We start from the raw sequence: 12,296 nt of genomic DNA on the forward strand, positions 1-12,296 counted from the left end.
GGCACATCCGCGCGTCGCTCATGCGGGCACCTCCGTGCGTTCTGCCACCCGCATCACGGCGCTGCGCGCACGCGCGTTGGCGGCCACCTCGTCCGTGCTTGGCTTGATGCGCTCCAGCGCCCTGAGCCGCATCGGCTGGGGCGGCGCGAACGGCGCACGGCGGTCGTAGACCTCCTTGGAGTGCTGTGCGATGAACTGCTTGACGATGCGGTCCTCCAGCGAATGGAAGCTGATGACCACCAGCCGGCCACCGGGCCGCAGCACATGCAGGCTACCCTCTAGCGCCTGCTGCAGCTCCTCAAGCTCGGCGTTGATGAAAATCCGAAGAGCCTGAAATGTGCGCGTTGCAGGGTTCTGGCCCGGCTCGCGGGTCTTGACCGCGCCAGCCACGATGTCGGCCAGTTCGGCGGTGCCTGCAATGGGGCCGCGTTCCGTGCGCCGAGCAACAATCGCCTTTGCAATGGGGCCAGCAAACCGTTCTTCACCGTAGTCACGTATCACCTCCGCAATCTGTGCCGCTTCGGCATCTGCCAGCCACTCGGCCACGCTCTGGCCACGCGTGGTGTCCATGCGCATGTCCAGCGGACCATCGAAACGAAAACTGAACCCGCGCTGCGGGTCGTCGATCTGCGGGGAGCTCACGCCCAGGTCCAGCAGCACACCGGACACGCTGGCGGCGGGCAGTTCCCCGAGATGGCTGAACCCCTGGTGCCGAATGGAAAAGCGCGCATCCGTGATGCGCGCCGCTGCTTGAATGGCTTCGGTGTCCTTGTCGAACGCCACCAGGCGGCCTTGCGGCCCCAACCGCTGCAGGATGAGCCGCGAATGCCCTCCCCTGCCAAAGGTGCCGTCCACGAAGGTGCCCGCAGGCGCATCGCCCTCGCCCAGCAAGGCGTGCACCGCCTCGTCGAGCAGGACCGTGGTGTGTTGCAGGGGCTGGTTCACACGCGGCCCCTAGAAAGAGAAATCCTTGAAGACATCGGGCATCTCGGCCTGCATGGCCGCGGCTTCCTTGGCCTCGTAGGTGGCCTTGTCCCACAGCTCGAAGTGGTTGCCCATGCCCAGCAGGATGGCGTCCTTGGACAGGCCGGCCGCCTCGCGCAATTCGGGCGAGACCAGCACCCGGCCGGTGCCGTCCATCTCTACGTCCATCGCGTTGCCGAGGAAGATGCGCTTCCACCATTGCGCGGACATGGGCAGCTGGGCAATGCGCTCGCGGAACTTCTCCCACTCGGGACGGGGGAAGACCATCAGGCAGCCATCGGGGTGCTTGGTGAGCGTGAGCTGGCCGCCCGCCTGCGCCGTGAGGGCGTCACGATGCCGGGTCGGCACGGACAGCCGCCCCTTTGCATCCAGACTCAGCGATGACGCCCCTTGAAACACCGATGGAACCCCTTGCCCGCTACTGCCGCTTTCCACCCCGAGAGAGGGTGCAAAGGGCACTTTTCACCACTTAATTGCACTTTTTTGCACTGTAGCAGGAAAAGAACACCAGGCAAGAGGCGCCGCAACAAAATTTTGCAATGAAATCAAGGACTTAGCGCCGATTTCCAAGGTGAGAATCGGGCAAATGTCCTTATTGATTAAGCACTTAGCTGCAGGTATGCAAGTGGTTTATGAAGGCTTGACGCCCCACGCAACCAGGCATCACAGGATGTATCGGGACAAGTCTTCGTCCTGGCTCAGCGACTGCAGCCGTGCATTCACGTAGCCGGCATCCACCACCACGGTCTGCCCCGACAGGCGCGTGGCGTCATAACTCACCTCGTCCAGCAGCCGCTCCATCACCGTGGACAGGCGGCGCGCGCCGATGTTTTCGGTGCGCTCGTTCACCTCGAAGGCAATGTGGGCCAGACGGGTGATGCCCTCGGGCGTGAAATCCAGGGTGACGCCTTCCGTCTCCAGCAGCGCCTGGTACTGCTTGACCAGCGACGCGTGGGTCTGCGTGAGGATGGCTTCGAAGTCCTGTACAGACAGCGAGGTGAGTTCCACGCGTATCGGGAAGCGCCCCTGCAGCTCGGGGATCAGGTCGCTCGGCTTGGCGAGGTGGAACGCCCCCGAGGCGATGAACAGGATGTGGTCGGTCTTGACCATGCCGTACTTGGTGGACACCGTGGTGCCTTCCACCAGCGGCAGCAGGTCGCGCTGCACGCCCTGGCGCGAGACGTCGGCGCCGCCGGCCTCCTGGCGCGACGCGACCTTGTCGATCTCGTCGATGAAAACAATACCGTTCTGCTCGGCGTTGGCCAGCGCCCGCGTCTTGACTTCTTCCTCATTGACCAGCTTGGCGGCCTCTTCCTCGACCAGCAGCTTCATGGCCTCGGCGATCTTGAGCTTGCGCGCGCGACGCCGCTCCTGGCCCATCTGGCTGAACATGCCACGCAACTGCTCGGTCATCTCCTCCATGCCGGCCGGGCTCATGATTTCGAACTGCGGCCGCGCATCGGCCAGGTCGATCTCGATCTCCTTGTCGTCCAGCTGGCCCTCGCGCAGTTTCTTGCGGAACACCTGGCGCGCCGTGCTGTCACCCGCGGGCTCGCCGGTGCGCGCGGTATCGACGCTGGCGCCGCGCGCCGGAGGAATGAGCACGTCCAAGATGCGGTCCTCGGCGGCGTCTTCGGCACGCACGCGCACCTTCTTCATGTCGGCTTCGCGCGTCTGTTTCACGGCCACTTCCACCAGATCGCGGACGATGGAATCCACGTCCTTGCCCACGTAGCCCACCTCGGTGAACTTGGTGGCCTCGACCTTGATGAACGGCGCGTCCGCCAGGCGCGCCAGGCGCCGCGCGATCTCGGTCTTGCCCACGCCCGTGGGGCCGATCATGAGGATGTTCTTGGGCGTGATCTCGTGCCGCAGGCTGGCGTCCACCTGCTGGCGGCGCCAGCGGTTGCGCAGTGCAATGGCCACGGCGCGCTTGGCGCCGTTCTGGCCGACGATGTGGCGGTCGAGCTCGGAGACGATTTCCTGGGGAGTCATGGAGGACATGCTGCAGCCTGCCTGTCTTTATGAGTCAAATGAGCCGCTAGCGCTTGATAGACAAGCGCAAACAGCTACAAAAAAGATAGCCAACCACACGACGCCTACAACGTCTCGATGGTGTGGTGCATGTTGGTGTAGATGCACAGCTCGCCAGCGATCTCCAGCGACTTCTTGACGATCTCGGCCGCGGGCAGGTCGGTGTTGCTCAAGAGCGCCTTGGCGGCCGAGTGGGCGTAGGCGCCGCCCGAGCCGATGGCGACGATGCCCTGCTCGGGCTCCAGCACGTCGCCGTTGCCGGTGATGATGAGGGACGCGGAATGGTCCGCCACGGCCAGCATGGCCTCCAGGCGGCGCAGCACGCGGTCGGTACGCCAATCCTTGGTGAGTTCGATGGCCGCGCGCGTCAGTTGGCCCTGGTGCTTTTCCAGCTTGGCCTCGAAACGTTCGAACAGCGTGAACGCATCGGCCGTGGCGCCGGCAAAGCCTGCCAGAACCCGCCCCTGGTAGAGCTTGCGCACCTTGCGCGCCGTGCCCTTGACAACGATGTTGCCCAGGGTGACCTGGCCGTCGCCGCCAAGGGCGACCTGGATGCCGTCCGCCGTCTGGCGCCGGACGCTGAGGATGGTGGTGCCGTGGTACTGTTCCATAGCTCGTGCATATGGGGGCGCTGCGCCGCCTTGCAAGCACGGCAGAGCACCTTCTCGGCAACGGCCCCGGAGTGGCAAATAGCCGGTGCGGCCTCAGTTCTTGCGGGGCACCACCCAGGCGTGCTCGTTCACGCCGATCACGTTGAAGAACACGGCGACCAACCGGTGCAGGTTGGTGAACTGCACCACATGCCCTTGCGCCTGCTGGGTGGCCGCCCAGTTCAGCACCGAGCCCACGGCAGCGAAATCGATGCGGATCAGCCGGTCGCAGGCCACGTTCAGCGGCACGCCGGGGCGCACGAGAGGCTCCAGCGGCTCCAGGACGGAGGCCGCATCCCCCTCGATGTGGCCTTCGAGCGTGGCGGCAGGCCCCTCGTCCACGCCGCCCGGCTGCGACAGCGCGAACCCCGACGCGTACAGCGCGCTGTCGGCCGCGTCTGGCGTGGCCGGTGGCTGCGCACCGTCGTCGCCGCTGTAGCCGCAGCGCGGAGGCACCCACGATGGCGGCGAGACCTCGTAGGTGACGCAGTAGTCCAGCGCGACGAGTTCGAATTCATCGGGCAGCCCCATGAGCCGCAGTGCCGCCATGCGCAGCCGCCACCACTGTGGATCGGCGCCGCGGTCCCCCGACTGGGTGTGGGCCTGCAGGACCCCCTGCAGCGCGGCGGTGCCAACGAAGTGGATCTGCACATCCCGCTCCGCGCAGGCCTCGAACAGCTCGGCCAGCGCGGTGACCGCCGGCAGATCGATCGCGGTCAGCCGCGTCCAGTTCAGGGTCCAGGGCGGCGCGGAACGCGCCAGCGAGGCCTGCAGCGCCGCAATCGACCGCTGCGTGAGGGTGGATTGCGCACTCCAGCTCAGTTCCCTCTGCGGGATGGCGGGTGCACCCACGTCAGGCGTCATGGCCTTCAAACCCAGCTGTTCGGGCAACGAGAACCACAGCGGCGCCGAGCGACCGAAACGAGCGGCATAGTCAATGGCCAGCGCGTCGAAAGGCTCCTGCTGGCCCGTGGCCCGGTACAGGTCAAACAGGGTCATCCAGATGTCATGCTGCTGCTGGGGGTCACTGTGCTGGTGTTGGACCAGCACTTCCTTCAGGCCCGACTCCGCGCCGGCATAGTCGCCATTGGCAAAGCGGATCGCGGCCTCTTCCAGGTCGGGTTCGTGCACGAACTTCTCCGGTTGGGACGGCGCGGGTTGCGGCGCGTCCTCCGCGAGCGGCGGGGGTACGACCACCGGGCTCGCGTCGTGGAACATCGGCTCGACGGCGGGCGCCTTGTCGAGCGTCGGCGGCAGGCTCAGCGGCGCCGTCGGCGCAAAGGCGCGCGCAGGGTCGCCGGCCAGCCCGCTGGAGGCCAGCGCCGCCGCCATGGCCGCGGCCGCAGGCGACGGTTGTCCTGCGGTGGGTGCGGCGGCAAAAGCCGCGGCAGCCACCGGTGCGGGTCGCGGCGCGGGGGCTGCGGACGCTGCGGGCAGCGCCGCACCGTCAGGCGCGGGCGCCGCAGGGGTTGGGGCCGGGGTTTCGCCCGACCCTTTGCCCTTCCACCATTGCTGCGACATCTGCGCCTCGATCTCGTCGATCTTCTTGAGCGTGACGGCCCGCTCATCGGGCGAGGTCATGCTGGTCTGGAAGAACGACGTGCGCGCAGTGATGTCTTCAGGGCGCTGGCCGTGCAGGGCCTCGCGCTGGCGCAGCTTGCGCAGCTGATCGAACTCGCGGCGGCGCACGAAATCGTTGCGCCGCTTGCGCTCGATCATCTCCTTGAGCATCTGCTTGCTGTACTGGCTCTCGCGGTCCGCCTCGACCGCATCGAGATCGGACCAGTTGACGGTGGGATTGCGCACGAACCGCACCATCTTGGACAGCAGGCCGCCGGATGTGGTGGTGCAGTCTTCCTTGCTCATGGATGCAAATGGGCGTGCGCAGTGCGGACGTCTCGCGGCAATCGACCGCTGGATCAGTCGCCAAACATTTTCTGCTTGAGTTCGCGGCGCTGCTGCGCCTCCAGCGACAGCGTGGCCGTGGGGCGCGCCAGCAGGCGGCCTACGCCGATGGGCTCGCCCGTCTCGTCGCAATAACCGTAGTCGCCGGCGTCGATGCGCGCGATGGACTGCTCGATCTTCTTGAGCAGCTTGCGCTCGCGGTCGCGCGTGCGCAGTTCCAGCGCGTGCTCTTCCTCGATCGTCGCGCGGTCGGCTGGATCAGGGACCACCACGGTGTCCTCGCGCAGGTGCTCGGTGGTTTCGCCCGCGTTGTGGTGCATGTTCTGCTTGAGCTGAGTCAGCTTGTGGCGGAAGAACGCCAGCTGCTTCTCATTCATGTACTCGCTCTCGGGCATGGCCAGCACTTCGGCATCCGTCAGGTCTTCGGCAGACTTGGTCTTCCAGTTGTTGGCCAGCTTGGGATCTTTCTTGGCGGCCGCCACAGGGGTTTGCAGGGTCGTAGGCATAGTTTTGGTAAAGCTGGCTTCGGGGGCGCCGGGCGCCGCCGCGGTGGCCTTGGATGGTACGGTCAATTGCCCGGAACCGGAAGGAGAAGGCCGGAGGCGCCGCGCGGTTACCTGCGCGGGTTCGTCGCCCGCGCGCTTGGCCTGGGCCGCAGCCTGGGCTTTGCTGGACTGGGCTTTCACTTCCTGTCTCCTCGCAGTTCGGGCTTTTTCCGCCTGCGTGCGGGGCCCAGGGCCCCTCGTGCAGCACGGTGCGAATGGCACGCGCCCCAGGGGGCGTTTTTGCCGGGGCGCGATTGTATAGACCTGCGCTGGCCGAGCGCAAAACGTTGTGGATACCACACAGGCGTAGTGCACTTTACCGCCAGCCACCACGGGTCTCACACCAGGCACTGCTCCAGCCCCTGCTGCAGGATGTCCTGCGGCAGGTCGATGCCGATGAACACCATCTTGCTCTGGCGCGCCTCGCCTTCGGCCCACTGGGGGCCCAGGTCGCTGCCCATGAGCTGGTGCACGCCCTGGAAGATCACCTTGCGATCGGTGCCTTTCATATTCAGCACGCCCTTGTAGCGCAGCATGCGCGGGCCGTAGATATTGACGATGGCGCCCAGGAAGTCCTCCAGCTTGGCCGGATCGAAGGCTCGGTCGGCGCGGTAGACAAAGCTCTTGACGTCGTCGTCATGGTGGTGGTGATGCGGGTGCTTGCAGTGCTCGTCATGCTTGTGCTCATGGCCATGGTCGTGGCCGCCGTGCTCGCCGTGCGCATGGTCATGCCCATGGTCGTGCTCGTGTTCGCAGTGCCCGTGGTCATGGTCGCAATGGCTGTGGTCGTGCGCGTCTTCCTCCTTCAGGAAGTCCGGGTCGATGTCCAGCTTGGCGTTGAGATTGAAGCCACGCAGGTCCAGCACCTCGGCCAGCGGCACATCGCCAAAATGCACCGCGCGGATGGGCGCGCGCGGGTTCATGTGCTTGAGGCGGTGGATCAGGTCGTTCTTTTCCTCCTCGCTCACCAGGTCGGTCTTGGACAGGAAGATCTGGTCGGCAAAGCCCACCTGCCGGCGTGCTTCCTGGCGGTCGTCCAGCTGCTGCTGGGCGTGCTTGGCGTCCACCAAAGTAATGATGGAATCGATGAGATAGGTCTCGGCGATCTCATCGTCCATGAAAAAAGTCTGCGCCACGGGGCCGGGGTCGGCAAGCCCCGTGGTCTCGATCACCACGCGGTCGAACGCCACCAGCCCCTTGCGGCGCTTGGCAGCCAACAGCTGCAGGGTTTCGCGCAGATCCTCGCGGATGGTGCAGCAGATGCAGCCGTTGCTCATCTGCAGAATCTGCTCTTTGGACTCTGTCTTGAGGATGTCGGTGTCGATGTTTTCCTCGCCGAACTCGTTTTCGATCACGGCGATCTTCTGGCCGTGCATTTCGGACAGCACGCGCTTGAGCAGCGTGGTCTTGCCGGAGCCGAGGAAGCCGGTGAGGATGGTGACGGGAATCAGGGCCATGGGTCGCTTTCCGTGGAGTGCAAACGCAAAACGGCGGCCTGGACGACCGCCGCATGGGAATCGAATTTCAGTGTACAGAGCCTGTCAAGACCTTCGCGCCCGCAGCGTCATGCCGGCTTGCGCATGATGGCCAGACCCTTGAGGTACTCGCCCTCGGGGAACTCCAGCGTCATCGGGTGGTCGGGCGCGCCGGCCAGGCGCCCCAGCACGTAGCCGTCCACGCCCGCATCCGCCCCCGCCGAGGCCACGATCTTGTGAAACAGGTCGGCGCTGATGCCGCCCGAGCAGGAAAAGGTATACAGCACGCCGCCAGGCTCCAGCAGTTGCAGCGCAAGGCGGTTGATGTCCTTGTACGCGCGCGCCGCACGCTCGGCATGCGCCGCGGTGGGGGCGAACTTCGGCGGGTCGAGCACGATGGCGTCAAAGCGCCGCCCTTCGACCAGGAAGCGGCGCAGGGATCCATTCACGTCGGCATCCAGAAATTCGGCCCGCGCCGCGTCGAACCCGTTCAATTGCACGTGCGCCCGCGCACGCTCCAGCGCGGGACCGGAAGAATCGATGGACGTGACCTGCCCCGCGCCGCCGGCCAGCGCCGCCACCGTGAAGCCGCCGGTATAGCAATAGCAGTTGAGTACGCGCTGCAGGCCCAGGCGCTGCACCGTGCGAAAGAAATGGTGCCGGCTGTCGCGCTGGTCGAGGTAGAAGCCCGTCTTGTGCCCTTCGGCAATATCGAGCGTGAGCCGCCAGCCATGCTCGCGGATCGTCAGCTCCTGCGGCCCCTGCCCGCGCAGCCAGCCGGTGGCCGGCGCCAGGCCTTCCAACTGGCGCACGCTGGCGTCGGAGCGCTCGTACAGGCGCGGCAGGCCTGTCGCCTGAAGCAGCGCATCGGCGATGACGGCCTTCCAGCGCTCCGTGCCCGCGCTGGTGAACTGGGCCACCAGCGTGTCCTCGTAGCGGTCGACGATCAGTCCCGGCAGCCCATCGGATTCGCCATGGACCAGCCGCACGCCATTGCTTTCAATAGAAAAACGGCCTCTAGCGCTTATGGATCGGGCGCAAGCAGCTATAAAAAAAGAATCATCGATGCGCTGCTTCTCGTCAAAGCTCCACACCCGGGCACGGATGCGCGACTGGGGGCTGAACGCCGCCCAGGCAAGAAACTGGCCCTCCGCCGACTCCACCCGCACCGTCTCGCCGCTGTCGCCGCCGCCCTTGGCGATGGCACCTTCAAAAATCCAGGGATGGCGGCGCTGCAGCGAACGCTCCTTGCCGGGTTTCAGTCGAATGGTTTTCATCCCCGGATTGTGCGCGCGCGGGTGAGCGCTTTTGTCGCACCGGCCGGACGCAGAGCGTGCGGGACCAGGCTACCGCCCGCCGCCCGCCACCTAGGGCTTGCGCCGCGCGCGCGGGTGCGCCGCGTCGTACACCCGCGCCAGGTGTTGGAAGTCCAGCCGCGTGTAGACCTGGGTGGTGGTGATGTTGGCGTGGCCCAGCAGCTCCTGCACGGCACGCAGGTCGCCGCTGGACTGCAGCAGGTGGCTGGCGAACGAGTGGCGCAGCATGTGCGGGTGCACGGGCGTGGTCAGGCCCGCCACCTGGCTGCGCTGGCGCAGGCGCGACCAGACGGACTGCGCCGTGAGCCGCGCGCCGCGCCGGCCGATGAACAGCGCCGGCTCCAGCCGCGCCGCGCCCGCGGCGCCCAACGGCAGCGCGCGCTGCGCCAGCCAGGCCTGCAGCGCCGCGGCCGCGGCGCGGCCCACGGGCACGCTGCGTCGCTTGGAGCCCTTGCCGAAGACATGCGCCTCGCCCGCCTGCAGGTCCACCCAGCCGCGCCCCTGCTGGTGCGCGGCGGGGCTGGGCGCCACGTCCAGGCCCACCAGTTCGCCCACGCGCAGGCCGCAGCCGTAGAGCAGCTCGACGATGGCCGCGTCGCGCGCCTCCAGCCAGGGGTCGGCGCCCGTCTCTTGGTGCTCGGCCAGGCGCACCGCTTCGTCCACGGGCAGGGCCTTGGGCAGGGGCTTGGGCGCCTTGGGCGCGCGCACGTCCTGCACGGGGTTGTGCGGCACCAGCCCCTGGCGCGCGGCCCAGGTGTAGAACCCCCGCCAGCCCGAGAGGATGAGCGCGATGCCGCGCCCGCTGCGCCCGCTGGCATGCATCTGCGCCACGAAGCGGCGGATGTGCGCGCTGGTCAGGCGCAGCAGCGGCAGATCCACGCCCGCGGCCATGGCGGCCAGGCGCTGCAGGTCCAGCGTGTAGAGCGTGAGGGTGCGCGCGGCCAGGCGCTTTTCCACGCGCACATGCTCCAGGTACTGCAACGCCTCAGGCGGCAGGTGCAGGGCAACTGGCGTGTCGTTCATTTGCTACTGAATAAGGAGCTTCTTGCGCTTGATGCGTGGTGTTTTCAGGCAAAAAGCCTACGCAAACCCTTATCCATTCAGCGCAAGCCGCTCACTTTTTCATCGCATGCGCGACAGTGCCGAGCTGGCCAGCTCGGCCATGCGCGAGAGGAATTCGGTGCCCATGGTGGCCTCGAAGCGGTGCGGGTCGTGCGAGCCCAGCACGATCAGGCCGAAGGCCGGCTGGTCGGCGCTGTCGATCGCGCCTTCGCGCAGCGGCAGCAGCGCCAGCGACTGCACCTCGCCCGCCTGGGGCAGCCAGGCCGTGGCCTCGAAACCCAGGTTGGGCCCGCAGAACGGCATGGTCAGCGACGAGGCGAACAGGCGCAGGTCCTCGCTCACCGGCTGGGTGGCGACGAGGCCCGCGTGCTCGGGCGCGACGTTCCACACCCGCAGCGCGACCTGTGGCACGTCGAACAGCGTGCGCAGGCCGTTCTCCACGGCGCGCGGCAGGCGGGCCGCATCGCGCACGGCGGCCACCTCGCGCGTCCACTGGTGGATCTTCTGGGTGATGGCGGCGTTCTCGGTGCCGTGGCGCACCATCTCCATCACGCGGTGTTCCAGGCCCTTGATCTTCTCGCGCAGCATCTCGGCCTGGCGCTCGTGCAGGCTCACGGCGCGCTGGCCGTGGGGGCTGGCGATGGTGACACTCGCCAGCAACTCGGCATGGCGCTCGAAGAAGCCCGGCGTGTTCGCCAGGAAGTGCGCGATGTCGTCTTCGGTGATGGGGGATACGGGAGAGGAAGAGGTCATAAAGCGTCCGGAATGTCGATCTCGCCTTCGAAGACGGTGGTAGCGGGGCCGGTCATGAACACGGGGTCTTGCAAGCCGCCGGCCCAGTCGATGGTGAGCAGGCCGCCCCGCGTGTGCACCTGCACGCGCGCATCCAGCAGCCCCAGGCGGATGCCGGCCACCACGGCGGCGCAGGCGCCCGTGCCGCAGGCCAGCGTCTCGCCCGCGCCGCGCTCGTACACGCGCAGGCGCACTTCACCACGGTTCACGATCTGCAGGTAGCCCGCGTTCACGCGCTGGGGAAAGCGCGGGTGGCTTTCGATCAAGGGCCCGGTCTGCGCCACGGGGGCAGTATCCACATCGTCGACCAACTGGACGGCGTGCGGGTTGCCCATGGACACCACTGCTACTAATAGCGTAGCTGCTGACGCCTGTCCATCAAGCGCCAGGGGCCATTTTTGGCCTGAACCTTGCGACACGGGCGCGAGGCCCGTGGTGTCGAACGGCACGCGCGCCGGCTCCAGCTCGGGGCGGCCCATGTCCACCGTCACACGGCCGTCGGCGGTCAGGTGCGGGGCGATCACGCCGGCCATGGTCTGCACGCGGATCGTGTCCTGCGCGGTGAGGCCCTTGTCGCGCACATAGCGCGCGAAACAGCGCGCGCCGTTGCCGCACTGCTCCACCTGGCCGCCGTCGGCGTTGTGGATCACGTATTCGAAGTCGATGCCCGCGCCGGGCGAGGGGCGCACGGTGAGGATCTGGTCGGCGCCCACGCCGAAGTGGCGGTCGGCCAGAAAGCGGTACTGCGCGGGCGTGAGCCCCAGGCGTCCCTGCGTCTCGTCGAGCACCACGAAGTCGTTGCCCGCGCCCTGCATCTTGGTGAAGCGGATGTGCATGGCGCGATTATCCGCCGCATGCGCGCGTCGCCTGGGTGCAACCACGGGGAAACCCCGCACGGCTGACATCCGAGTTTTTTGCTCGGCTATTGATTTCGATCAGCCCGCCCCTGGGCTGCATGGGGAGCATCCGGGGTTCCCGCCGCGCCGCCCTGCCGGCCGCGGCGGGCCACGATAACGACAACGGAGGTGCGATGACCCTGACGATGGATGTACTCGACCGGCTGCATGCCGCCGACCCGAATGCCGCGACGGAACTGGTGCAAGACAGCGCCGACGCCGTGGCGCTCATCGAACTGCTGGAGATGCTGTGGAACTGCGGCATTCCGCGCGCGCCGCAGTTGCTGGAGCCCGTGCTCCAGCGGCTGCTGCAGCTGCGTCCCACGGATTGAACACGTCCGCCGCGGATGCGGTTCGGCCGGCATGGGCAGGTTGTCCCTTTGATCGCCCCCAGAAAAGAGAGAGCGAGGCCACCATGACTCTGACCGTTGACGTACTTGACCGGCTGCACGCCGAAGACGTTGCCACCGCCACCCATCTCGTGCAGCGCAGCGCCGACGGCGCCGCGCTGATCGAGCTGCTGGAGATGCTCTGGAGCGTGGGCATCCCGCGCGCCAAGCCGCTGATCGGCCCGGTGCTGGAGCGCCTGTCCCAGCTGCGCCCGCTGCAGGGCTGATGGCGGGCAGCGTGCGCCTGC

13 protein-coding genes are annotated in these 12,296 nt (G+C 67.1%); 2 read left to right on the forward strand and 11 right to left on the reverse strand.

Annotated features, from left to right (window positions below):
• Nucleotides 1-18: 18 nt before the first annotated feature.
• From rsmH to dapF, 11 genes are all read right to left on the reverse strand, one after another.
• Entirely contained in the window at nucleotides 19-945 is a 927-nt protein-coding gene (rsmH, locus tag PCQ86_RS17130) for a 16S rRNA (cytosine(1402)-N(4))-methyltransferase RsmH (RefSeq protein ID WP_270174292.1), read from the reverse strand.
• A gap of 9 nt (nucleotides 946-954) precedes the next feature.
• Nucleotides 955-1,383, reverse strand: coding sequence for a division/cell wall cluster transcriptional repressor MraZ (mraZ, locus tag PCQ86_RS17135; RefSeq protein WP_011806773.1), 429 nt, complete (start codon nucleotides 1,381-1,383; stop codon nucleotides 955-957).
• A gap of 264 nt (nucleotides 1,384-1,647) precedes the next feature.
• Nucleotides 1,648-2,988: an ATP-dependent protease ATPase subunit HslU gene (hslU, locus tag PCQ86_RS17140; RefSeq protein WP_088888335.1), complete on the reverse strand. Its 1,341-nt coding sequence runs from the start codon at nucleotides 2,986-2,988 to the stop codon at nucleotides 1,648-1,650.
• Between the two features lie 95 nt (nucleotides 2,989-3,083).
• On the reverse strand, nucleotides 3,084-3,629 hold the full coding sequence (gene hslV / locus PCQ86_RS17145) for an ATP-dependent protease subunit HslV (RefSeq protein WP_015914271.1): 546 nt from the start codon (nucleotides 3,627-3,629) through the stop codon (nucleotides 3,084-3,086).
• A 93-nt stretch (nucleotides 3,630-3,722) separates the two neighbouring features.
• Nucleotides 3,723-5,534 (reverse strand): STAS domain-containing protein, encoded by a 1,812-nt coding sequence (locus PCQ86_RS17150; protein WP_270174293.1) that lies wholly within the window; start codon nucleotides 5,532-5,534, stop codon nucleotides 3,723-3,725.
• Nucleotides 5,535-5,587: 53 nt separating this feature from the next.
• The gene (gene dksA / locus PCQ86_RS17155) at nucleotides 5,588-6,433 is read right to left on the reverse strand and encodes an RNA polymerase-binding protein DksA (RefSeq protein ID WP_333489994.1); all 846 of its coding nucleotides are present in this window, start codon (nucleotides 6,431-6,433) and stop codon (nucleotides 5,588-5,590) included.
• 23 nt (nucleotides 6,434-6,456) lie between these two features.
• On the reverse strand, nucleotides 6,457-7,575 hold the full coding sequence (locus tag PCQ86_RS17160) for a CobW family GTP-binding protein (RefSeq protein ID WP_123676121.1): 1,119 nt from the start codon (nucleotides 7,573-7,575) through the stop codon (nucleotides 6,457-6,459).
• A gap of 107 nt (nucleotides 7,576-7,682) precedes the next feature.
• The gene (locus PCQ86_RS17165) at nucleotides 7,683-8,870 is read right to left on the reverse strand and encodes a class I SAM-dependent rRNA methyltransferase (RefSeq protein ID WP_270174294.1); all 1,188 of its coding nucleotides are present in this window, start codon (nucleotides 8,868-8,870) and stop codon (nucleotides 7,683-7,685) included.
• A gap of 90 nt (nucleotides 8,871-8,960) precedes the next feature.
• Nucleotides 8,961-9,932: a tyrosine-type recombinase/integrase gene (locus tag PCQ86_RS17170; RefSeq protein ID WP_270174295.1), complete on the reverse strand. Its 972-nt coding sequence runs from the start codon at nucleotides 9,930-9,932 to the stop codon at nucleotides 8,961-8,963.
• A 99-nt stretch (nucleotides 9,933-10,031) separates the two neighbouring features.
• Nucleotides 10,032-10,724: a DUF484 family protein gene (locus PCQ86_RS17175; protein WP_088888329.1), complete on the reverse strand. Its 693-nt coding sequence runs from the start codon at nucleotides 10,722-10,724 to the stop codon at nucleotides 10,032-10,034.
• Entirely contained in the window at nucleotides 10,721-11,599 is an 879-nt protein-coding gene (gene dapF, locus PCQ86_RS17180; RefSeq protein ID WP_088888328.1) for a diaminopimelate epimerase, read from the reverse strand. The genes PCQ86_RS17175 and dapF overlap by 4 nt, the downstream gene beginning before the upstream one ends.
• 194 nt (nucleotides 11,600-11,793) lie before the next feature.
• Between dapF and PCQ86_RS17185 the strand changes: the two genes are divergently transcribed.
• Both PCQ86_RS17185 and PCQ86_RS17190 read left to right on the forward strand, forming a co-directional pair.
• Complete coding sequence (locus PCQ86_RS17185; RefSeq protein ID WP_015914278.1) at nucleotides 11,794-11,991, forward strand: hypothetical protein; 198 nt, start codon at nucleotides 11,794-11,796, stop codon at nucleotides 11,989-11,991.
• A gap of 83 nt (nucleotides 11,992-12,074) precedes the next feature.
• Nucleotides 12,075-12,275 carry a hypothetical protein gene (locus PCQ86_RS17190; protein WP_011806784.1) on the forward strand — a complete coding sequence of 67 codons (201 nt, stop codon included), beginning with the start codon at nucleotides 12,075-12,077 and terminating at the stop codon, nucleotides 12,273-12,275.
• Nucleotides 12,276-12,296: the final 21 nt, after the last annotated feature.

Origin of the sequence: Diaphorobacter sp. ED-3 (assembly GCF_027625375.1) — a bacterium.
Lineage (GTDB): Bacteria > Pseudomonadota > Gammaproteobacteria > Burkholderiales > Burkholderiaceae_C > Diaphorobacter > Diaphorobacter nitroreducens.

Coding starts and splice junctions, on each gene's coding strand:
- PCQ86_RS17185 (WP_015914278.1), top strand. CDS start 11,794: ATGACCCTGACGATGGATGTACTCGACCGGCTGCATGCCGCCGACCCG.
- hslV (WP_015914271.1), bottom strand. CDS start 3,629: ATGGAACAGTACCACGGCACCACCATCCTCAGCGTCCGGCGCCAGACG.
- PCQ86_RS17190 (WP_011806784.1), top strand. CDS start 12,075: ATGACTCTGACCGTTGACGTACTTGACCGGCTGCACGCCGAAGACGTT.
- hslU (WP_088888335.1), bottom strand. CDS start 2,988: ATGTCCTCCATGACTCCCCAGGAAATCGTCTCCGAGCTCGACCGCCAC.
- dapF (WP_088888328.1), bottom strand. CDS start 11,599: ATGCACATCCGCTTCACCAAGATGCAGGGCGCGGGCAACGACTTCGTG.
- PCQ86_RS17165 (WP_270174294.1), bottom strand. CDS start 8,870: ATGAAAACCATTCGACTGAAACCCGGCAAGGAGCGTTCGCTGCAGCGC.
- PCQ86_RS17170 (WP_270174295.1), bottom strand. CDS start 9,932: ATGAACGACACGCCAGTTGCCCTGCACCTGCCGCCTGAGGCGTTGCAG.
- PCQ86_RS17150 (WP_270174293.1), bottom strand. CDS start 5,534: ATGAGCAAGGAAGACTGCACCACCACATCCGGCGGCCTGCTGTCCAAG.
- PCQ86_RS17160 (WP_123676121.1), bottom strand. CDS start 7,575: ATGGCCCTGATTCCCGTCACCATCCTCACCGGCTTCCTCGGCTCCGGC.
- PCQ86_RS17175 (WP_088888329.1), bottom strand. CDS start 10,724: ATGACCTCTTCCTCTCCCGTATCCCCCATCACCGAAGACGACATCGCG.